The sequence below is a fragment of the Streptosporangium sp. NPDC020072 genome, from assembly GCF_040631445.1.
Taxonomy (GTDB): domain Bacteria; phylum Actinomycetota; class Actinomycetes; order Streptosporangiales; family Streptosporangiaceae; genus Streptosporangium.
Window position 1 is genome coordinate 346,369 of the sequence record NZ_JBEYAB010000002.1, and the last position, 21,853, is coordinate 368,221.

General features: G+C 71.9%; 17 protein-coding genes. 7 read left to right on the forward strand and 10 right to left on the reverse strand.

What is annotated here, in order from left to right; translation table 11 throughout:
• The first annotated feature begins 70 nt into the window (after positions 1-70).
• The gene (locus ABZ470_RS04840; RefSeq protein WP_362909989.1) at positions 71-1,426 is read left to right on the forward strand and encodes a DHA2 family efflux MFS transporter permease subunit; all 1,356 of its coding nucleotides are present in this window, start codon (positions 71-73) and stop codon (positions 1,424-1,426) included.
• A 26-nt stretch (positions 1,427-1,452) separates the two neighbouring features.
• Here the strand turns inward: ABZ470_RS04840 and ABZ470_RS04845 are convergent, their stop codons facing one another.
• The 7 genes from ABZ470_RS04845 to ABZ470_RS04875 form a co-directional block, all read right to left on the reverse strand.
• Positions 1,453-2,658, reverse strand: coding sequence for a hypothetical protein (locus tag ABZ470_RS04845; protein WP_362772264.1), 1,206 nt, complete (start codon positions 2,656-2,658; stop codon positions 1,453-1,455).
• Between the two features lie 31 nt (positions 2,659-2,689).
• Entirely contained in the window at positions 2,690-3,076 is a 387-nt protein-coding gene (locus ABZ470_RS04850) for a Rid family detoxifying hydrolase (protein ID WP_352009770.1), read from the reverse strand.
• Between the two features lie 42 nt (positions 3,077-3,118).
• Positions 3,119-4,228, reverse strand: a complete 1,110-nt coding sequence (locus ABZ470_RS04855; protein ID WP_362909991.1) for an alanine racemase — start codon at positions 4,226-4,228, stop codon at positions 3,119-3,121.
• Positions 4,229-4,266: 38 nt separating this feature from the next.
• On the reverse strand, positions 4,267-5,790 hold the full coding sequence (locus ABZ470_RS04860; protein ID WP_362909993.1) for an amidohydrolase family protein: 1,524 nt from the start codon (positions 5,788-5,790) through the stop codon (positions 4,267-4,269).
• A 107-nt stretch (positions 5,791-5,897) separates the two neighbouring features.
• The gene (locus ABZ470_RS04865; protein ID WP_362909995.1) at positions 5,898-9,533 is read right to left on the reverse strand and encodes a DUF4153 domain-containing protein; all 3,636 of its coding nucleotides are present in this window, start codon (positions 9,531-9,533) and stop codon (positions 5,898-5,900) included.
• Between the two features lie 66 nt (positions 9,534-9,599).
• Positions 9,600-10,289, reverse strand: coding sequence for a response regulator transcription factor (locus ABZ470_RS04870; protein WP_352009774.1), 690 nt, complete (start codon positions 10,287-10,289; stop codon positions 9,600-9,602).
• 160 nt (positions 10,290-10,449) lie between these two features.
• A complete protein-coding gene (locus ABZ470_RS04875) occupies positions 10,450-11,376 on the reverse strand; it encodes a GNAT family N-acetyltransferase (RefSeq protein WP_362909997.1) in 927 nt (308 codons plus the stop codon).
• A 420-nt stretch (positions 11,377-11,796) separates the two neighbouring features.
• Between ABZ470_RS04875 and ABZ470_RS04880 the strand changes: the two genes are divergently transcribed.
• From ABZ470_RS04880 to ABZ470_RS04900, 5 genes are all read left to right on the forward strand, one after another.
• Positions 11,797-13,350 carry a serine/threonine-protein kinase gene (locus ABZ470_RS04880; RefSeq protein ID WP_362909999.1) on the forward strand — a complete coding sequence of 518 codons (1,554 nt, stop codon included), beginning with the start codon at positions 11,797-11,799 and terminating at the stop codon, positions 13,348-13,350.
• A complete protein-coding gene (locus ABZ470_RS04885; protein ID WP_362910001.1) occupies positions 13,347-15,326 on the forward strand; it encodes a hypothetical protein in 1,980 nt (659 codons plus the stop codon). Before ABZ470_RS04880 ends, ABZ470_RS04885 begins: the two co-directional genes overlap by 4 nt.
• A complete protein-coding gene (locus ABZ470_RS04890) occupies positions 15,319-16,842 on the forward strand; it encodes a serine/threonine-protein kinase (protein ID WP_362910003.1) in 1,524 nt (507 codons plus the stop codon). The genes ABZ470_RS04885 and ABZ470_RS04890 overlap by 8 nt, the downstream gene beginning before the upstream one ends.
• On the forward strand, positions 16,835-18,169 hold the full coding sequence (locus ABZ470_RS04895; RefSeq protein ID WP_362910005.1) for a hypothetical protein: 1,335 nt from the start codon (positions 16,835-16,837) through the stop codon (positions 18,167-18,169). Before ABZ470_RS04890 ends, ABZ470_RS04895 begins: the two co-directional genes overlap by 8 nt.
• A gap of 121 nt (positions 18,170-18,290) precedes the next feature.
• Positions 18,291-18,482, forward strand: a complete 192-nt coding sequence (locus ABZ470_RS04900; protein WP_352009780.1) for a hypothetical protein — start codon at positions 18,291-18,293, stop codon at positions 18,480-18,482.
• A 66-nt stretch (positions 18,483-18,548) separates the two neighbouring features.
• On the opposite strand, the gene ABZ470_RS04905 is transcribed toward ABZ470_RS04900, so the two are convergent.
• Positions 18,549-18,854: a DUF3817 domain-containing protein gene (locus tag ABZ470_RS04905; protein WP_352009781.1), complete on the reverse strand. Its 306-nt coding sequence runs from the start codon at positions 18,852-18,854 to the stop codon at positions 18,549-18,551.
• Between the two features lie 60 nt (positions 18,855-18,914).
• Complete coding sequence (locus tag ABZ470_RS04910) at positions 18,915-19,676, reverse strand: SURF1 family protein (protein ID WP_362910007.1); 762 nt, start codon at positions 19,674-19,676, stop codon at positions 18,915-18,917.
• A 134-nt stretch (positions 19,677-19,810) separates the two neighbouring features.
• Here ABZ470_RS04910 and ABZ470_RS04915 point away from each other — a divergent pair, with 134 nt between their 5' ends.
• Positions 19,811-19,978, forward strand: coding sequence for a hypothetical protein (locus ABZ470_RS04915; RefSeq protein ID WP_352009783.1), 168 nt, complete (start codon positions 19,811-19,813; stop codon positions 19,976-19,978).
• A 90-nt stretch (positions 19,979-20,068) separates the two neighbouring features.
• Here the strand turns inward: ABZ470_RS04915 and ABZ470_RS04920 are convergent, their stop codons facing one another.
• Positions 20,069-21,814: a gamma-glutamyltransferase family protein gene (locus tag ABZ470_RS04920; RefSeq protein ID WP_362910009.1), complete on the reverse strand. Its 1,746-nt coding sequence runs from the start codon at positions 21,812-21,814 to the stop codon at positions 20,069-20,071.
• Positions 21,815-21,853 lie beyond the last annotated feature (39 nt).

Genomic DNA, 21,853 nt, shown 5'->3' on the forward strand with positions numbered 1-21,853 from the left:
AGTGTACGGCGTAGCGCAGGAGTGCTACAGTGTACGTAAAACCGATACACTGTACGGAATGGTGATCTGGATGACCGTCACCCAAGCCCGATCCGACCCCGCGCTGCGCGCCGTCTCCATCACCGTGGTGCTCGGCACGATCATGACCATGCTGGACGCGACCATCGTCAACGTCGCGATCGACGTTCTCGGCCGTGACCTGCGTGTCCCGCTCAGCACCGTCCAGTGGACGGTCACCGGCTATGTGCTCGCCCTGTCCATGACGATCCCGGTGACCGGATGGGCCATCGGGCGCTTCGGCGCCAAGACGACCTGGATCGCCTCGCTCGCGATCTTCGGAGCCGGATCGGTCCTGTGCGGGGCCGCCTGGTCCGTGGGCGCCCTGATCGCCTTCCGCGTGCTCCAGGGGATCGGCGGCGGGCTGCTCATGCCGATCGCGCAGACCCTGCTCGCCCGCGCCGCGGGCCCCGAACGGCTGGGCCGGGTGATGGCCGTGATCTCGGTCCCGTCGATGCTCGCGCCGGTACTCGGGCCGCTGCTCGGCGGGGTGCTCGTCGACCACCTGAGCTGGCGGTGGATGTTCTACGTCAACGTCCCGGTGTGCGTGGTCGCGTTGCTGCTGGCCGTACGGCTGCTGCCCGGTGACCGGGAGCGCGACGCCGGGCGGCTGGACCTGCTCGGCTTGGTGCTGCTGTCCCCCGGGCTGGCCGCGCTGGTCTACGGACTGTCACAGTTCGGCGAGGCGGGGGGCGGTACGCGGGCGGTCCTGGGACTCGGCCTCGGCGCCGCGCTCGTCGCGGTCTTCGTCACGCACTCGCTGCGCCGGGGCACCGGCGCCCTGATCGACGTGGGTCTCTTCCGCGACAGAGGGCTGACCACCTCCGCGGCGTCCCTGTTCTTCTACTCCGTCGGGGTCTTCGGTGTGCTGCTGCTGGTGCCGCTGTACTCGCAGAGCGTCCCGGGAACGGGCGTGCTGGACGCGGGCCTCCTGATCGCCCCGATGGGCGTGGGCGCGATCGTCACCATGCCGCTGGCCGGACGGCTCACCGACCGGCTCGGCGCCCGGCTGCCCGGGGTGGCGGGCATCGTGACCGTGCTCGCCGGGACCCTCGCCTGCGCCGTGATCGGCCCGTCGGTCGCCGCGCTCTTCGTGATCGGCCTCGGGCACGGTCTCGTCACCCCGTCGATCATGGCCTCGGCCTACCGCACCCTGCCCAGGGCGGCCGTTCCGGGTGCCGCGACCGCCTCGCAGATCGTGATCAGGGTGGGCAGCGCGCTCGGCGCCGCCGTGACCGCGGTCGTCCTGCAGGCGCTGACCCGTTCGTACGGCACCGCCGCCTTCACCGGTGGCTTCACCTGGACTCTGGTGATCATCGCCGTGGCCCTGGTGCCCGCCCTGGTGATCCCCCGCCACCGACCGGCGTGACAGTACCGTGACAGTGCCGTGAACGGTCAGCCGGACAGGGCCCCGGGGATGCGGTCGAGGATGGGGTACGGCATGAGCCCGTAGGCGTAGAAGTCGACCGCGTCCGCCCCGGCGACCTTGGCGGCCCTGACCTTGGCGGCCAGCCGTTCCGCCGAGTCGGTGTCCGGCATTCCGGGCCGGAGCACCGCCCGCAGCTCCTTGCCCGTGGAACGACGGTAGGCCACCAGGTCGTCGGCGACGCGCTCGGCGTCGCGGGCGTAGGCGAGCACTCCGAGCGAGGGGACCAGGTCACCCAGGGCGACCAGGTCGACGCCGAGCTGCCAGGAGTCGTGCGCGGACAGCCCGGAAGGGGGGAGACCGTCCATGTAGCCCTTCGCCGCGCCGGTCGCGTCGAGGAAGACGAACCTGGTGCCCTCCGCGGTGACCGCGGCGGAGACCTCGGAGACCAGTGAGGTCACCACCTCGGAGCGGGCCCGCGCGTAGGAGACGACCTCGGGCCCCGCGTAGGCGGTCAGCGCCGCCCTGGTCACCTCGCCCTGCGCGGGCGGGTCGCCGTCGAGGACACCGCCCACGATCCTGGCGCACTCCTCCCTGGCGACCTCCGCGTTGACACCGAGGTCCGCGGCGCGGCGGATGCAGAAGTCGCAGAAGCACAGGCCCAGAAGGAAGACGTCCATCGGCCCGAGCGGCACGAAGCAGCGGTCGTTGTGGTAGCCACAGCCGAAGGTGCCGAAGTGCAGCGCCTCGGCGACCACACTGTCCACCCCCTGCCTGGCCACGGCCCTGCCGAGCGCCACCGCGTAGCGGCGCACGTCGGGGTTGGAGGGGCACAGCTCGGCGGGCGAACCCCGGTCACCGAAGCAGTTGCGCACGGTGACGTCGGGGTTGGCCAGGCCGAGTGTGGTGTTCTCCAGGAAGACGGTCCAGCCGTGCAGCTTCAGGCCCCGCTCCGCGGTGGCCAGACGCAACGCGGTCAGGGGCTCCTCCTCGGCACCCGCCTGCACAGGCGGGACGAGGCGGAGCCCGTCGAACAGGTCGGCCGGCGGAAGGAAGTGGACGCCGTCGTCACGCACGGTCACCCGGGGGCGGCCGTGCGGGGTGACGTCGCGAGCGCGGTGATAGGCGGCGGCGACGGTCACGCCCGCCACGCCGTACCCGGTGACCCGGTCGAGGACCGCCTCAAGGCCCTCACCCCGCACGTCCTCGACGTAGACGTATAGCGAGCTGTCCAAACCGCCGCCTTCCCACGCAGTCGGTCAGACTCTAACGTGCCTTGTAAGCGACGAAGTCGATCTCGACGAGGATGTCCATCAAGTCGGAGCCGACGGTCGTACGGACCGGGTACGGCTGGGTGAAATACGACTTGTACACCTCGTTGTAAGCGGCGAAGTCCCGCTTCAGGTGCTGAAGATGGACGGTCGACTTGACCACGTCGTCGAACCCTAGACCGTGGGCCGCCAGGATCGCGCCGAGGTTGCGCATCACCTGGTGGGTCTGCTCGGCCACGTCGGTGCCGACGACCTCACCGGTCTTGGGGTCGAGCGGGCCCGCGCCGGAGGTGTAGACGAAGTCACCGACCACGAGGCCCTGTGAGTACGCCCCGACCGGCGCGGCGCCCTCGTCCGTCCGCAGTTCCTGCTTGCCACTCATGTCACAACTCCTTAGGAGACTCTCTACGACAACGACAGAACGTCAGAAATAGGTCGTGATCAGATCGACGACCGTGTGGTCGTCGTCCACGACCGGGATGACCCGCCACTTGTCGAAGGCGGTGCACGGGTGGGAGATGCCGAAGGAGACCAGGTCTCCGGGCCTCACCGTCGAGCCCGGCGTGAGCCGCAGGATCGCGTGCTGGTCCTGGACCTTGAGCACGGTCGCGCCCTCGACGGCTCCCTTGGGCACCGGCAGCCCCTCGTCGAAGGGGGCGTCCCGCTTGCCGAAGCCCACCACGGCCAGACCGGGTTCGGGCACACTCAGCACGTACGCCCACACCTCAAGCGCCGCCCGCAGTTCCCCCTCGATCCGGTTGTACGGCGTGCGCTCGCGGTAGTAGCCGTCGTCGTGGGAGACGTAGGCGCCGCTGCGCAGCACGACCCTGGCCTGGCAGGTGGCCAGCTCCCTGCCGATCACGTCGAACCACTGGCTGCCGCCGACCGACAGGATCGGGTCGCGCACCCGCAGGTGCTCCAGCGCCTCGACCAGCCTGCCGAGGTAGGCGCGCACCTCCTGCGCGTTCCCCAGCCCGCCCTCGTAGCCCGCGACGCCCACCAGTTCGACGCCGGACGCCTCCTGGGCCGCCGTGGCGACCTCAAGGAAGTCGGAGAGCGTACGGCAGCCCGCCCTGCCGCCCTCGTGTCCCAGCTCGACCAGCACCTGGAACGGCCTGCCGCCCGCGTGCCGGGAGAGTGTCTCGACACCGGCGACCGAGTCCGCGAAGCAGAGGAACTCGAACGACGGGTCCTGGTCCAGCTGGGCGGCGATCGCGTCGAGGCCCGCGGGGTCGAAGACCTGGTTGGCGATGAGGACGCGTGACACGCCGAACTCGCGCAGGGTCAGCGCCTGGCTCGGGGTCGCGACCGCCAGCCCCCACGCGCCCGCCTCAAGCTGGGCTCTGACCAGCTCCGGCGACATGGTCGTCTTGGCGTGCGGGGCGAGGAGCAACCCGTGGTCGGCGGCGAATCCCGCGAGTGTGGCGATGTTGTGTTCGAGCGCGTCACGGTTGGCCACCATCACGGGGAAGCTGAAGGCTCCCCCGAACAGTGAGGACCCGACCGCCCGACTGGGATCGACGATCCCCTTCACGTGTTACCCCCTTCGCTTCCCTTGCTGGACCCTATCCGTCAGGGTCTGATCGCCCTTCCGGGGGTGGCCCCGGTGAGCGTTCCTCCGGCGAGCACCGCGACTCCGGAGACGAGGACGTCGTCGACACCGGCCGCGGGGACGCGGGGGTCGGCGTAGGTGGCCAGGTCCTGGACGCGGGCGGCGTCGAGAACGACGACGTCGGCCACCTGACCTGCGCGGATCAGGCCCCTGCCGGTCAGGCCGAAACGCCGGGCGGGGTGGGAGGCGAGATGGACGGCGGCCTGCTCCAGGGTCAGGTCACCGGTGTCGCGGACGTGGTGGCCGAGCATGCGGGCGAAGGCCCCGTAGCCCCTGGGGTGCGGATGCCCTCCGACGTAGATGCCGTCGGAACCACCGGTGTGGGCGGGATGCCGCAGGATCGCGCGGACCGACTCCTCCCCTTCCGGTCCCTCGTCGGGGCGGGCCATCACGCACCCGGCCTCAAGGCGGGTCGCGACCAGGATCGCGCGGCAGAACTCCCCCGGTTCCGCGCCGGCCCGCTCCGCCGCCTCGGGCAGCGTCAGCCCCTCCGCCCACTCGGCCCCCGGGACGTGCGAGAGGGTGATCCTCGGCCAGATCGTCTCGTCCCACTCGATCCGCTCGGACTCCAGCAGACTGAGCGCCCTGTCCGTGTCGGCGGCCGGAATCCACGACGGCAGCGCGACCATCGCCAGGATCGTGCTGCCCCGCAGGTAGGGATAGGTGTCGAAGGTGACGTCGAGACCTTCGTCGCGCGCCCGGTCGACCATCGGCAGCAGGGTCGCCGCCGGACCGTGGTAGTGCGAGACGTGCACGGCGGCGCCCGAGCGCCTGGCGATGTCGGTCACCTCGGTCATCCCGGTCGTGGCATTGGCGCCGTAGCCGCGCATGTGCGTGACGTACGGCAGAGCGCCGAGGGGCGCGCAGAGCGCGGCCAGCTCGGCGGCGTCCGCATAACGTCCCGGGGCGTACTCCAGGCCCGTGGAGAACCCGGCCGCCCCCTCGGACAGGCCGCGCTCGACCCGGGCGAGCATGGCGGCGAGCTCGTCGGCCGACGCCGCCCGTTCCGCGGCGCCCATCACGTCGTAGCGGATCGTGCCGTGCGGCAGCAGGTAGACGGTGTTGAGCGCGCTCGCCCCGTCGTAGCCCGCCAGCAGCTCCGCCACGCTCAGCGGGCCCTCCGCGTGGGGGTGGGCGCCGTTGACCGCGGCGAAGTAGCGGGTGGCGTAGGCGAAGGCCTCGGGGGTCGAGGTGGGGGCGAAGGACAGGCCGTCCTGACCGAGGACGAAGGTCGTCACGCCCTGGCGCAGCGCGGCGAGCTGCACCTCCGGGTCGAAGACGAGGGCGTCGCCGTGGACGTGGCAGTCGATCAGACCGGGCATGACGTGGCGCCCAGAGGCGTCGATCACCGTCGCGGCCTCCGCCCCCGTCAGTCTGCCGACCGCGGTGATCTCGCTCCCGGTGATCCCGACGTCCGCCAGAAAGGCCGGGGCGCCGGTTCCGTCCAACACCCAGCCGTCTCTGATCAACACATCAAAGGACATGCTCGGATTCAATCATTGAAGAGGGATTCCGTGCATCTTCGAGCGTTCCAGCCGTCCGGGGGCGACTCGCCGTGACGCCGGAGGCGGTCGGCGAGTCCCCGCCGGAGTCAGTCGTACGGCCCCCGGGAGGAGGTGGTCGCGCACTCGGGGCCGGAGAGCACCGGGCGTTCGGCCAGCAGATCCCTGGCCCGCTGGCGGGCGAGGTTCCATCCGTTCCACGGGTCGGGGGCCGCGAGGTCGTTGGCGGCGACCACGTCCCGCAGCACACAGCTGCGCATCGGCTCGGGCAACCGGTCGAGCGCGGGTACGGCCTCCGCCCCGAGGTCGCCCAGGTAGGCCTGGTCGAGCCGTTCGACACCCCGGATGGCGACCTGGGTCTCGGCGACCCGCAGGTCGGGGTTCCACACGGCGAACGCCAGCAGCGCGACCCCGGTCATCATCACCATCGCCCTGGGCAGCCATCCCGCGTGGCCACGCCGGGTGAGCCGTACCGCCCCCGCGGCCAGGACCAGCACGAAGACGGCGCCCAGCCACCAGATCGCCGCCTCGACCGAGGCCCGCAGCCGGGAGAAGCCGTAGGCGTCGACGTAGAGGTCGAGACGGTGCAGCGCGGAGGCCAGGACCACCAGGGTCAGCGCGCAGAGCAGGCCGAGCAGCCCGGCCATCAGCCACCTATCACGCCCCCCGAGATCGACCAGGACCGAGGCCGCCGCCACGATGGCCAGCACGAACACGCTGACGATGACGAGCTGGAAGAACCCTGACCTGGCGTACTCGGCGTAGGTCAGCCCCACGGCGGAGACCACCCACCGGGTGCTGCCGAACAGCACGGTCAGCTGCATCCCCACGAACACGGCGAACAGCAGGTTGAGAGCGACCAGCGGAGGCACCCACAGGCTCCGGCCGACCGTGAGCCGCAGCGTGGGAACCCTCGGTTCGGCCACGGGACGCAGACCGACCAGCACCGCCGCGGCGACCAGCACTCCGAAGACCGCGAACAGCACGATCCGCACCGGCATCGACGCCGCCCAGTCCTGCGCCAGCAGAATCCGTTCGACGGCGTCGGCGAAGACCGCGTCCGCCGAGACGAACAGCCCGCCGAACAGCAGCACGAGCACCAGGCTCAGCCCGACCCCGACCAGCGCGGGCACCACTCGTCTGCGCAGGGACGCCCCCTTGACCGACTCCGCGAGGAACCACGGCACGGGCGGTAGCGCGATCAGGACCGAGGCGGCGCCCCTGACCACCCCGAGCCAGCCGCGCCCCACCCCCGACAGGGCGAGGGCGGCCAGCAGGAACCCGGCCAGCAGGAGCGAGACGACCAGCCAGTCCGAGTCCCTGAACACCGCGACCGTGACGAGTCCGTACGCGACCACCCCCAGCCCTGCCGACCACGGTGTGATCCGGTGCCGGGCGACCGGCAGAACCGCCACACCCATGGCGACGGCGACGAGCACGAACCCCAGCCCGATCCGGCTGTACGGCAGGGCCAGCGCCGCGACGAGGCCGACACAGGCGCCGGCGGCGAGCATCCAGCGGGGGGTGGCGGGCAGCTCGGGCCTGGGGAACAACGGCGGGGCCACATATCCCCCCGGCGGCCCTCCCGAGCCCTTTCCCGAAGGACCCCCGAAGGGGCTTCCCGGAGAACTTTCCGACGTCCCTGCCGGGAGGCCTTCCAGCGTGCCGTCCGGGGAGCCTCCCGAGGAGCCCGTCCCCCGCTCGCCACCGGTGGTTTCCCGCGTGGAGCCGGTCGCTCGTGCGCCCCACGGCCCGCTGCCGTGTCCCGCCGGCCTCGGTATGACGGGACGCTCCGGGAGGCTTCCCGCGGCCCTGGCGTAGGAGTCGGTGATCCCGAGCACCGTGCCGACGAACCCGCCGCCCAGCGTGATCAGGAAACCGGCCAGCGCCCCCAGCAGCGGGCTCATCGAGGCGATGATCAGCCCCGTGATCACCCCGCAGACCAGTCCGGCGATCCCGCCGCCGAAGAGTCCGGCGAACGCCCCCGCCCAGTTGCGAGGCGGCCGGGACCGACGGGGGACCTCCGGTATCGGCCCCCACGCGGCGGACCGATACGACCCGCCCACCGCGGGTCTCCGCTCGGAGGACAGATGCGACTCGCCTGCCCTCGGCTGCTCACGCGCTGAGGACTCGCTCACCACCGGCCCGTTCGCCGAGGACGAGTACGGCCCGCCCACCGGCCCCCGCTCAGAGGACAGCCGTGACTCAACCGCCACCGGCCCGTTCGCCGAGGGCGGGTGCGGCTCACCCGGGGCCGACGGCTCCGCCGCCCCGTGCTCGGTCCTCCGGGGAGGTTCACCGTCTCCCTCGGCGTACCGCGCGAATCCGGCTGCGCCGGCACTTTCCCTGGGTCCGGCCAGACCACCCTCGACGGCATCGGAGGGCTTCGCGCTCTCACCGGTTCCCCCGGCCCGGTGGGCGGGCCCGGCGGACTTGCCGGATTCCGTGATCTCCGGCGACCCCGTCCCCTCGGAGGAGGGTACGGCTTTCCCGACCTCGCCGTGTTCCCGGAGCGCCTCAACCCCCGAGTCCCCGGTGGATTCCGCCGTCTCAGGGAGCCGTGGGCCTTCCCCTCGCGCCTTGGCGGGGTTGCCGGGCGTTTCGGATCCCGCGATCTCCCGAAAACCAGATCCCTCGACGGGCGCCTCGTCCTGGGAGAGTCGGGCGCCCCCCGCGGCACCGGTACGGCCGGTGGCGTCAGCCGGTCCGCGCGACGCCCGGGTGAGGGTCGAGGCTGAAGAACCTTCCGGAAGGTCGACCACGACACGGCAGCCCCCGCCGTCCTCGACGTGGATGCAGCCGCCGTGCAGCTCGACGATCTCCTTGACGATGGCCAGCCCGAGGCCTGCGCCGCCCACGTCCGCCGCCCGCCCGGCGTCCAGCCGGGAGAAGCGCTCGAACGCCCGAGCCCGGTCCTCCTGCGGGATGCCCGGCCCCTGGTCGGTCACGCGCAGCCGTACGCCGCTCTCCCGTGGGGCGGCTCCGAGCACCACGACCCCGCCCGCGGGGCTGTGCCGTACCGCGTTGTCCAGCAGGTTCGCCAGCACCTGCGCCAGCAGGTCGGGGTCGGCGTGGGCGCTCAGGCCCGCGGGCACCTCACAGCGGGCGGTGACGCCCTCCCTGGCGAGTACGGCTTCGCGCAGCGCCTGTTCGCACAGCGGCCGGAGCTCGACCTCCTCAAGCTCGATCGGCCTGGCCCCGGAGTCGAGACGGGACAGGTCGAGAAGCTGGGCGACCAGTCTGCCGAGCCGCTCCGTCTGGGACAGGGCGGTTCCCAGCGTGACGGGGTCGGGCGTTGAGACGCCGTCGACCACGTTCTCCAGGACCGCCCTGAGCGCGGTGATCGGTGTGCGCAGCTCGTGGCTGACGTTGGCGACCAGCTCGCGCCGCTGCCGGTCGACCTCGCCGAGGTCGGCCGCCATCGCGTTGAAGGCACGGGCGAGTTCGCCGACCTCGTCACGTGAGGTGGCGGCGACGCGCAGACCGTAGCGGCCCTTGGCGATGGTCTGCGCGGCGGCGGCCATCTCACGCAGCGGTTTGGTCATCCCCCGGGCGAGCAACTGCATCATGACCAGGGCGAATGCGACGGCGACCGCGACGCGGACGTTGCGCGGATATCCGGCGTTGATGCCGACCTCGTTGGCGACGAACGCCGCGGCGACGGCCAGCAGCATGACCATGCCGATCTTGACCTTGATCCTGCCGAGGAAGTCGAGGGGTCTCAATGGGGCCCGTCCGTTGGTCGAGTGGTGGCGGTTCGGAGGATTTCCGGTACTGAAAGGAGGAGCGGGTCAGTTACGGACGAGGGCGTAGCCCACTCCGTGGACGGTCCTGACCACGCCGGGGCCGAGTTTGCGGCGCAGCGCGCGCACGTGGCTGTCGACCGTCCGGGTGGCGGCCGCCTCGGAGAACCCCCAGATGTCGGCGAGCAGCCGTTCTCGTTCGTACACCTGGCCCGGCCGCTCGGCGAGACGGCACAGCAGGTCGAACTCGGTCCTGGTGAGCTGCGCCTCCGCTCCCCGCACGTAGACCCGCCGCTCCGCGGTGTCGATCTCGACGTCACCGACCCGGATGACCGTGTCCTCGACGGCGAGCTGGGAGGCCCGCTCCACCCGGCGCAACAGCGCGTGCACCCGCGCGACCAGTTCGCGCATGCTGAACGGCTTGGCCATGTAGTCGTCCGCGCCGACCCCGAGACCGACGAGCAGGTCGGTCTCCTCACCCAGCGCGGTCAGCATGAGCACGGGCACCGGCCTGGCGGCCTGCATCCTGCGGCAGACCTCCAGGCCGTCGAGGCCGGGCAGCAGCCGGTCGAGCACGACCACGTCGGCCCCGGCCCTGGCGTAGGCCGTGAGCGCCCCCTCCCCGTCACCCACGACCTGGACGTCGAAGCCCTCGGCCGTCAGCCGGTGCCCCACGGCCCGCGCGATCGTCTCGTCGTCCTCCACCACGAGGACACGTCGTTGTTGGGGGGATGTCATGCCTCGCAGCGTAAGGGGGTCGCGTGCAGATCACCTGTGATGAATTGTGAAGGTTTCGCGCACTCCGCCCGGCCCCCTGACCGACTTCCGGCGCCGCGAGCGTCTCGGACATCTCTGATATCTCCGACATCACGGCCAGAGGGCGCGGGCGTGGCCGGAACTACATGAGCACCATCCGGTGGCCGGTGACGCGGTAACCCAGCCGGGCGAACGAGGCGGCCATGGGGACGTTGCCCAGGTCGGTGTTGTCGTAGACCTGGGGCTCGCCCTCCGCGGCGAAGATGTGCAGCGCCTCGGTGACCAGATCGCCGGAGTAGCCGTGGCCACGGTGCGCGGGATCGACCCCGACGTAGCCGACCGTCGCCGAGCTGTCGTTGCGGGTCGGCATCACGACGCCGACCAGCACTCCGGACGCGTCGTGAGCCAGGCGCCAGCGGGAGCGCCCGCCGGGATACCCCGCGAGCGCCGTGAGGGTCTCCCTCGCCGTCGCCTCGGCCCCCTTCTCGGCACTGGTGCGCCGGTCCCAGGAGTCGAGACTGTCCCCGGCGACCCTGGCGAGCAGGCCGAGCACGGTCTCGTCGTCGTCTGCCGGGGTGAAGGTGAGACGGACCGACCTGGGTGGCAGACCGTACTCGGGAAGCCAGCGCAGGTTGAGCCGTTCGACGGTCCTGCGCCAGCCCAACCGCTCGGCGGCGTCGATCCGGTCGGTCGCGTCCGCCAGCGCGTCCGGCTGCTCCTGCCAGCCGACGGGCAGGAACAGGTGGTACTCGGGCCGGGTGTCCCCTTCGGGAAACAACGCCGTAAGGGCGGCCTCCAGCAGGGCGGCACCCGTCTCGACCCGGTCGTCACCGTGGCCGGGGTCGAACCAGTCGAGAAAGGCCGGGCGGTCGGAACCCTCAGGGGCCCAGAAGGCCGCACGCGCGACCACCTCGTCGCCACGCGAGGCGACCCAGACCCACCCCGACCGGTAGCCGAGCTCCTCGAAGGGCCGGGGACGCAGGCCGACTCCCGATGCGGGCACCGGACCGTAGCGGTGGAACAGGGGGAACTCGTCCGCCTGGAGCGGACGGAACAGCAGATCGGACATGTGAAACTCCAGAAAGCATGTGCGCCTCCCGGATCTCAGGTGGTCTGCCACCCAAGACGGGGACGCGTGATCAGATCGGTGGGCATCTGTTCCTCACTCCTTTCTTTCCAGGGCCGGTCTCCTGAGGACCGGCGGGCAGACGTTAACCGGCCGAGCGACCCGCGCTCAACCGGATAAACCGGCCTCCGAGCGGGGCGCAGCCGCCTCCCCGGAACCGTCACCGTGGGCATCACGCCGACAGGATGGCCCGATCCGGGAACGGCCGCCGGCACCGAATCCCGTTCTGTGGATAACTCCGCACCCCGTGCGCGGCCACCTTTCGTTTCAGCAAGTCCTCATTCATTGGTTCATATGGCGCTAAGTGGCTATGTTGCTGTCCGCGATGGGACGGCGAACGGGGTGGGTGGGATCGACACTCAAGTGCTAGCGGGCCGCTATCGGCTGCTCAATCCCCTCGCCGAGGGCGACACGGGGGCGGTCTGGCTCGCCGCTGACGAGATGCTCCGCCGTGACGTGGCGGTCAAGGAGGTACGGCTCCCGCCGGGCCTCGACCCCGTCCGGCGGCAGGAGGCGTGCGCCTCCGTTCTCAGGGAGGCCAACCTGGCCGCCCGCCTCAAGCACCCCTCGATCGTGACCGTCCACGACGTGGTGATCGAGCACGAGCGTCCCTGGCTCGTCATGGAGCTGTTGTCCGGAGCCTCCCTTGAGGAGACCGTCGGCAGACGGCAGCCGCTGCCCGTGCACCAGGTCGCCAGGGTCGGCGTGGGAATCCTCAGCGCGCTGGCCGCCGCGCACGCCGCCGGGGTCGTGCACCGGGACGTCAAGCCGGGCAACGTCTTCCTCACCCGCACCGGGCGGGCCGTACTGACCGACTTCGGCTTCGCGGCGGTCGAGGGAGAGGAGACGGCCGGACGCACCGGCCAGCTGATCGGCTCCCCCAACTACATCGCCCCGGAACGCCTGCGCGGCGAACGCGGCGGTCCCGCCTCCGACCTGTGGTCGCTGGGCGCGACACTCTACTTCGCCGTCGAGGGAACACCCCCGCACCCGGCGGAGAGCCCCGTGGCGGCGATCGGCCGGGTGCTGACCGACCCCGCCAGACCTCCCGAGCGGGCGGGGCATCTCGGCCCGCTGCTCATGCGGATGCTCGCCCCCAGGGCCGAGGAACGGCCCTCCTTCGAGGAGGCCGCCCGCATCCTGCAGGAGATCGCCCTCGGCCGCCCCGGCGCCGAGGTGGCCGTCGTCTCCCCCGCCCCCGAGTCCCTCCCCCCGGCGGAACCCGAGGCGGCGCCCGTCCCCGCGGGCAACCGCGGGCGCACCCTCGTGTGGGCGGCCGTCGAGGTCACGGCGGTCGTCGCGGTCATCGCGGCGACCACGGGGGTGGCCCACTTCGCCTTCGGCCGTACGGTCCAGCAGGGGCCGCCCAGGCTCAGTGAGAAGCCGGGTGCCTTCACCGTCCCGGTGGACCTGTGCGAGCTGATCTCCGCGGCCGACGTCAAGAAGCTCCTGCCCGCCGTGAAGGCCCCGGGCAAGCCGACCAACCAGGGAGGCTGTGAGTGGATGAGCCCCGGAATCGGCCTTGACGTCCAGCCCGCTCCCCCCGGCAAACAGTGGGGCAAGAGCCCACGCCAGGCCCACGAGCTCTTCGTCAACCAGCGCAACGGCACACTGCCCAGCGGGCAGATCGGGTGGGGCTGGTCCGAGATCGGGGCGGCCATGCACTCGGCCAGGACCACGGGGCCTCTCACGGTCAAACCCGTGGGGGACGAGGCGTTCGGCTACGACCTGTACGACAACAGGAAGACCGGCAGGCTCGAACAGAGCCACGTGGTCCTCCGCGTCGACAACCTGGTCCTCGACGTCACCTACACGGTGGTCAACGGTTCCAAGGACGGTCCCGCGATCCAGGCGGGCGCCCACACCGCAGCGACCTGGGTCGCGCAGGCACTGAACAAGCAGAAAGCGAGAGGATGAACCGTCCAGACGTCCCGGACTCGCAGGGCAGGCGCTCGGGCAGGCACGCGGTGAACGCGCCCGGTTCCGCGGTGCTCGAACAGTCCTCACTGGAGCAGGTGGTCGAGCGGGCCGGACCGTTGACCCCTCAGCAGGCCGCCACCATCGGCCTGGCCGTACTGGACCAGCTCGTGGCCGTGCACAACCGGGGGATGCTCCACGGTGACGTGCGTCCGGGTTCGGTGCTGATCGGCCCCCGTGACCATGTCACCCTCGCGACGCCCACCCTGCGTTCCCCGGCGTTCACCGCCCCCGAGGGGGTGACGGGGCCCGCGGCCGACCTGTGGTCACTCGGCGCGACCCTCTACACCGCCGTCGAGGGACGCGCTCCCTCGCCCGGCGGGTCTCTGGACAACGCGGGGATGCTGGGCTCGGTGCTGTTCGCGCTGCTCTCCGGCGACCCCGCCCAGCGGCCCGAGCCCGGGGTGCTGCGCAACACCCTGCTCGACCTGTCCCGCAACGGCGGCCACACCCCGTTGCCGCCGGTCCGCGCGGACGCGGTGCCTCCGCCGTCCCCCTGGGCGGCCTCCACGCCCTTCCCCGCGGATCTCCCGACGATCCCCCCGGCCTCCTCCTACCCCTCGGACCCGTTCTCCTCCGGCCCTCTCTCCTCCGGGGCGTTCACCTCGGGGCCCTCGGAATCCTTCACCTCAGGCCCCTCGGAGGCGTTCACCTCGGGACCGTCGGAGGCGTTCACCTCAGGCCCCTTCACCTCGGGCCCGTTCAGCTCGGACCCGTTCTCGTCAGGACCGTCAGGACCGTCGGGGCCGTCAATGCCGCCGGAACCGCCGCGCTCTCCAGGGGCGTCAGGAGCCCAGGGAACACTGGAACCAACAGGGCAATCAGGACCGTCCAGTCCCCAAGAACACTCCCAGAACGGCCCTGAGAACAGCCGTCAGGCCGAGACACGACCCGGGCCCCAGCCTGAGCCCCTGTCTGAGCCGCTGTCTGAGCCGCTGCCCGAACCACCGACCGGAGCGGTACGCGAAGCGGTGCCCGGAGCACCGTCGAAACCGCTGGCCGAACTGCTGGCCGGGCCGCCGCCGGAGTCACCGCCGCAGTTCGAAGGGGCCATCCCCACCTCGCCCTTCCCGAACCAGCCCCAGAACCCGCATCCCCAGCCGCAGGCCCCGGCACCGCGGCCCCCTGCGCCCCAGGCCCAGCAGGTCCAGGCCCAGGTCCAGCAGATCCAGGTCCAGCAGGCCCCCGCCCCGCGTGAGCCGGTTCCGGTGTCGCCGATCCAGGAGAGCGCGACGCGACCGCCCACATCGGCGCGGCGTTCCTCCGGGGTGCTCGTGCCCCGCCCGATCGTCGGGCTGACCGGCGGGTTGCTCCTGGCCATGGCGGTCACCATCGGTGTCCTGCTCTCCCAGCGGATCGGCGCCCCCGTCGAGGCCGAGGCCCGTGCCCCCGGTCCCGGCGGCGCTCTTTTCGCCTCCGCGCCCAGGGCGTGCAGCCTGCTGGACGACAAGCAGGCCGCCGAGGTCGTGCCCGGCTTCCGTAGCTCCGAGGTCGAGCCCTCCTCCTGCGACTGGCTCGCCTCGCTCGACCTGCACAAACCGGGCGTCGAGAAGTTCGACCTCAGCGTACGGCTGGTCGCCCAGAAGCAGGACGCCTCCGGGGTGGCGCGCGCCAAGCAGTACCTGTCCGGAAAGCGGCAGGACATCCTGGAGAAGATCAAGGTGCTCACCCCCAAGCCCACGACGCCGAAGGCCCTCCAGGGAGTCGGTGAGGAGGCCTTCAGCACCGGGGTCTTCAACCAGTACAACCTGTACGGCGGGGCGTACCGGGTCACCGTGGTCCTCCGGATCAGCAATCTGGTCGCGGAGATCGACTACAGCCGGTACGGCGTCAAGAACGACTCGGACGGCCAGATCGCGGCGGGTGCGGAGAAGGTCGCCCGCTGGCTCAGCACCTCTCTGAAGACCAATGGCTGACCAGGCGCCGCCCGTGCTCGCGGGCCGTTACCGTGCGCTCGACCGGCTGGGCGCGGGCGGGATGGGGGTGGTCTGGCGGGCCAGGGACGAGCTGCTGCACCGCGAGGTCGCGATCAAGGAGGTGCTGCTCAACCGGAACCTGACCGAGGCCGAGCGGGTGGAGGCGTACGAACGCACCCTCCGCGAGGCCAGGGCGGCGGCCCGGCTGAGCCACCCGTCCATCGTGGCGGTGCACGACGTCATCGCCCAGCAGGGGCGCCCCTGGATCGTGATGGACCTCGTCCGAGGCCGTTCCCTCGACCGGGTGATCCGCGCCGAGGGTCCGCTGCCGCCCCGGCGGGTGGCCGCGATCGGGGTGGCGGTGCTCGACGCGCTGACCATGGCGCACGGCAGGGGCATCATGCACCGCGACGTGAAACCGGCCAACATCATGCTCGCCGACGACGGCGGGGTGCTGCTGACCGACTTCGGCATCGCGACGGTCGAGGGGGACGCCCAGCTGACCTCGGCGGACTCGCTGGTCGGCTCCCCCGGGTACATCGCCCCCGAACGGCTGCGCGGCGACGACAGCCCCGCCGCCGACCTGTGGTCCTTGGGCGCCGCGCTCTACGCCGCCGTCGAGGGGCGGGGGCCGTTCCAGCGGGGTGTCCCGGTGGCGACCCTGGGCGCGGTGCTGACCGAGCCGACCCCGTTCCCCGCCCGCGCGGGGGACCTGGCTCCGGTGCTGCTGGCCGTACTGGAGAAGGATCCCCGGCTGCGGCCCGGTGCGGCGATGCTCCGTACGGCGTTGCAGCGGGTGGCGCAGGGGCTGCCCGCGGGCCCGCTGACCCCCGCCGAGCCGGTCACCGAACCCGGTGGAGCCTCGCGGCGGGCGGGGCGGATCAGGACCGGGTGGCTCGTCGGAGGCGGGACCGCGGTCGTGGCGGCCGGGGTGACGACCGCCGTGCTGCTGGCCACCGGGGGCACGGCGACGCCCTCCCCCTCGCCGTCCCCGTCCGGGACGACGGCGGAGGCGGGCGCGGGGCGGTTCTCGGCGGATCCCGACCCGTGCTCCATGCTCGAACCCGCCCAGGTCCGCGCCCTCGGCCCCACCTCGGCCCCGTTCTTCGTCAAGGCCAAGGGGGACGAGGAAGCGTACTGCAGCTGGTCCGACCCCTCGGACGGCCCCGCGCTCAGGGTGCGGTTCGCCCGTAAGACCCCGGTCTCCGGGAAAACGGCGCCGGAGGTCGCCCACGCGTTCTTCGTCGCCGAACGCGTCAAGTCCAAGGCCGACGAGGGGACCTCCCCCGCCGGCTGGGTCGGCCCGCTGCGCGATGTGAACCGGGTCGGCGCCGAGGCGTTCGCCTACGACATGGGCGTCCTCGACCAGGTGCACGCCGTGATCCGCTTCCGGATCAGCAACCTGCTGGTCGAGGTCAGCCTGTCGGAGAAGGCCAAGCGGGTGAGCCCCGAACTGCGCGCGCGGGGCCTGCGCGCCGCCAGATTCGCCGCCGAGGAGCTGAACAGCCGTGACTGACGTGTCCCCCGATCCCGGCCTGCTGGCCGGGCGTTACCGGCTGCTCGAACGCCGTGACCACACCGGCACCTCGTGGCGGGCCCGCGACGAGCTGCTCGGCAGGGAGGTCACGATCGCCGAGGTACGGCTGCCGCCTCCCGGCCCCGTCCGTGACCGGCTCCTCGCCCAGGTCCGCGCGGCGGCCGACCTCAGGCACCCCGGGGTCACCACTCTGCACGACGTGATCTCGGCCCCCGACCGGATGTGGCTGGTCGCCGAGGCGGTGACGGGCCGTTCACTGGTCCAGATCGTCAGGCACGAGGGTCCGCTTCCCCCCGAGCGGGCGGCCGAGGTGGGCCTGCGCGTGCTGGACGCGCTGAACGCCGCCCACGAGCGGGGCGTCAACCTGGCCGCGACCCCCGACACGGTGGTGCTCGCCGCGGACGGCCGGGTCGTGCTGACCGGCATCCTGAACCCCTCCGGCGCCGACGAGATGCGGGATCTGGGCACCACCCTGTTCACCGCCATGGAGGGCAGGGCGCCGAGCACCGGGTCGGTGACCGTCCCCAGGATGGCGGACGGCTCGCCGCTCGCCGCCCCCTCCGACCTCACCGGCGGGGTGACCACGGGCTCGGGCGTGCTGGCGCCGATCGTCGAGGGCCTGCTCGCGGCCGACCCTTCCCAGCGTCCCGACGCGACCTCGGTCCGTCTCGCGCTCGAACAGGTCTCCCCCAAGCCCGCGAGGTCGCCTCTCCGGTCCCCGCTCGTCATCGCGGCCGTCGCGGCCGTGGTGCTCGCGGTCGCCGGAGGGGTCGTCTGGGGCCTGACCCGCCCCTCCGCGCCCGTGGTCGAGGTGGCGCCGTACGTGGACCCCGGGCCCTTCGCCGGAAAACCCGCCGCGAAGGGGCTCTTCACCGCCGAGCAGCTCGGGCAGCTCGGTGTGAGGACCGATCCGACCGGCCCCGACGATCACCTCATCTGGGGTACGGCGAACGACAACGACCCGGGGAACCTCAAGCGTCAGCTCGCCGTCGAGGAGAAGCTGTATCCGTCGGCGGCCGAGGCCTCCGAGGCACTCGCTCGCCGCGTGGCCACGGCCGCCAAGAAGCGGACGAACGACTACGGAAGCGCGCAGACTCCTCTGAGGCCCGTCGGTGGGCTGGGCAACGAGGCCGTCGTGGGCGAGGTCTCCGGGGGTGGTTACTCGGTGACCGTGATCGTCCGGGTCAACAACCTGCTGCTCTTCGTCCAGTACCAGAACTCCGCCGGTCCGGCCGATGAGGAGATCATGCGCAACGCCCTCACCGCGGCCAGGTGGGGGGTCGAGTCACTCACCCGGGACCACTGATCCCGGCCGGGACAACACGATATATCTCGGATGGAACCCGGGAGGGCGCCCACGCGTTGGACAGGAGACGCACAATGAACGACAGGCGGGGCGAGCGCTCCGCGTTCGGAGGATGTTGACGATGTCGCCGGTCCAGAAGTACCTGCTCGGCGCAGGCGCGGTGGTGTTCCTGTCGTGGCTGTTCCTGCCCGGTCTGCTGTTCACGCTCGTGGTCCTAGGCGTCATCGCCGCCCCGATCGTGGGCTACCTGATGCTCGACCCGTCGCAGCGCGCCAGGCTCAAGCGCGCCCGCAAGCGCGGCCTCGGACGATAGCCGGCGGACGGGCCGCGGCACCCCCGCGGCCCCGCCCGTCCATCAGGGCCGGCCGTGAGAGGCCGGTCAGGCCGCCGCGAGCTCGGCCTCGACCCGCCGGGTGACCTTGCGCTCGAAGACGAACGACAGCAGCGGGACGGTGCCCGCGAGCATCACGCCCACGATGTACGGCCACGACCAGCGGGCCTTCATGCCCAGGTTCATCGCGGCCACGAGATAGAGCATGTAGAGGAACCCGTGGATCGGGGAGACGACCCTCGACGGCCCGGCGATGTCGAAGCCGTACCTGAGCACGATGCACGTGACCAGGACGAGCAGCATCACGCCGACGACGTACGCCAGGATGCGAAAGGGCTTGAGGGCGGATTCCACGTCATCTACCTCGGTCTGGGAGTTCGGGACACTAAACGATATGTCGGCTTCCGCGGGCCTTCAGGCCGTGGCGGGCTCGGGTTCCTGCTCCCGCTCCGCCGTACGGCTTCGCACCATGTCACGCAGGAAGTGCCACCACATGAAGACCGCGAAGAGACCGAAGATCCACCACTGGGCGGCGTAGGCGAGGTTGCGCCAGGAGAAGCCGCCGGGCTCGGTCGGCGGGGCGACGGCGACCGGCTTGACCGCCACGGCCGGGGCCGGGCTGTGGGCGGTGGCGATCACGAACCCGTCCCGCAGTCTCACCCCGCGCCACAGGTTGACCAGCTCCGCCGACGAGACCGTGAGCACCTGCCCCTCGGGCAGCCTCTCACCCCCGCGCCGCACGCTGTCGGTCGCCTCCGAGGGCTTCAGGCGCCCGGTCACGGTCACCGTCCCCGACGGTACGGCTCCCGCCCCGGCGGCGGGGTCCGTGGCCCCGGGCACCCAGCCGCGCACGACCGGGACGGAGGTGCCGTCGCCGAGGTCGAGGGGGGTGAGCAGCCACGCCCCGCCGTCCCGTCCGGCGACCAGCAGCTGCCTGGAGGCGTCGTAGGTCCCCGAGGCGGTGACCCTGCGGCTGACCGCCTCGCTTGTCATGTGCCTGCCGGGCTGGGTGAGGGTCGCGACGGCGACCGGTGCGGGGTCCTGCGCCGCCTGTGGCCTGCCCGAGTCCTCGAACACCCCCAGCTGCCAGCGGCCGAGCAGCCCGCACACGACGAGCGCTCCGATCGCGAGCAGGTGAAGCACCAGCGCGCGAGGAGAGAACAGGGTCCGGAGCATGACACCACGCTATCCGCCCGACCCGGTGGTCCTGTCTTCAGCATCGCCCACCGAATACCCAAGCACCATGGATGCCTACGAAAGTGACATGAACCGGTAGTGACGCGGTCATGGATGTCGCTAGAGTCAGCCCCATGTCTGAACCTCAGATGGACCCTGCGGGCAACACCCAGCAGTTCAAGGCGTTCGCCCAGCGTAACGAGCCCGAGGCCGCGCCCGCCGGGCGGTCGCTGCTCACCCCGATCCTGATCGTGGTCGGAGTCCTGATCGTGGCGGTCCTGGCCTTCCTCCTGTTCCGCTAGGGCCGCTCCCCCCGGGGCCACCCTGACAGAACGCAGCGCCGACGGCATTCGCCATCGGCGCGTTTCGCGTTCTCCGGGGCCGGGAGGCCGTCAGCGGCGCCCGCTCACCACCAGCGCGCTGCCGCCCCCTCGCCTGACCGGCTCGGCGACGGCCTGGACCCTGCCGCCGCCGAGGAACTCAAGGCCGGTCGCCGCGCCGATCTCCGGGTTCAGCACGAGGCTGTGACCCCTGGCCGTCAGTTCGGGGCCGTAGCGGTCGATGAAGCCCTGCTCCGCCTGGGTCTGCGCGGTGTTGCGCTGGGTGGCGCGCGGCGCGGCCAGCGCCTGGGGCAGCGTCATGCCGAAGTCCCAGCGGTTGACCAGGATCTGCAGCACGGTGGTGATGATCGTCGAACCGCCGGGCGAACCGACCGCCAGCAGCGGCTCACCGTTCTTCAGCACGATCGTCGGGGCCATCGAGGAGCGGGGCCGCTTGCCGGGACCCGGCAGGTTGGGGTCGCCGGGGGCCGGGCCGAAGGTGAAGTCGGTCAGCTCGTTGTTGAGCAGGAACCCCCGCCCCGGGACGACGATGCCGTTGCCGCCGGTGGACTCGATGGTGATGTTGTAGGCCACGACGTTCCCCCACCGGTCGGCCACCACCAGGTGGGTGGTCTCCGGCCCCTCCGCGGGAATCGGCTTCGCGCTCTCCTGCGGTACGGCCCGGCACGCCCCGTAGGAGCCGTCCGGGTCACCGGGCGCGGCCGGGGCGGGGATCGCCCGCTCCCCGATCAGGCAGGCGCGCTCCTTGGCGAACCCCTCCGACAGCAGTTGCCCAAGCGGCACCCCGGGGATGTCGCCGACGTACTTCCCCCGGTCGGCGAAGGCCAGCTTGGAGGCCTCCAGATACTCGTGCGCCCCGACCCCGGGCAGGGCCTGCAGGATGTTGAGCGCCTCACCGACCGTCGAGCCGCCCGAGGAGGAGGGCGCCATGCCGTAGACGTCCATGTCCTTGTAGGTGACCTTGGTCGGCCGGCGTTCCACCGCCCGGTAGGCGGCCAGGTCGGACAGTTCCATCAGGCCGGGCCGTACGGTCCTGGTCGAGCCGGGGGTGACCGGCGGCCGTTTGACCGTGGCCACGATCTCGGCGCCGAGACGCCCGCCGTACAGCCAGGAGCCGCCGCGCCTGCCGAGCTGCCGGTAGGTCTCGGCCAGCTCCGGGTTGCGGAAGGTCGAGCCGACCGCGGGTGGCGCGCCCCCGGGGAGGTACAGCCTGGCGGTCGAGGTGAAGTCCTTGAACCGGGCGGCGTTCGACGCCGTCTGGTCGTGGAAGGTCTGGTCGACCGTGAACCCCCGTGAGGCGACCTCGATCGCGGGCCTGAGCGCCTGACCGAGCGAGAGCGTGCCGAACCGCCTCAGGGCCAGCTCCCACTGCGCGACGCTGCCCGGGACCCCGGCGGACAGGCCGCTGGTCACCGCGTCGTCGAACGGGACGCCCTCCAGCGAGGAGGACCGCATCGCCCTCGGCGCCGTCTCCCTGCCGTCGATGGTGTGCACCCTGCCGTGGCGGGCGTCGTAGTAGACGATGTAGCCGCCCCCGGCGAGTCCAGCCGAGTACGGCTCGGTGACGCCAAGCGTGGCCGCGCCCGCGACCGCGGCGTCGATCGCGTTTCCGCCCCTGCGCAGCACGCCGAGCGCGGCTCTGCTGGCGTCCAGGTCCACGGTCGCGACCGCGCCGCCGTACCCCTCGGCGACGGGTTGTTTCTCCTGCTGCGGGGCCGCGGTGGCGGGCCGTACGAGCAGGACGGAGCTTCCCGCCAGAATCGCGGCGGCGAGCACGGTTGAGCCTCGACTGATCATGTTGGCCTCCCGCAGCCCAGCTTGACTCAGTTGACCGCC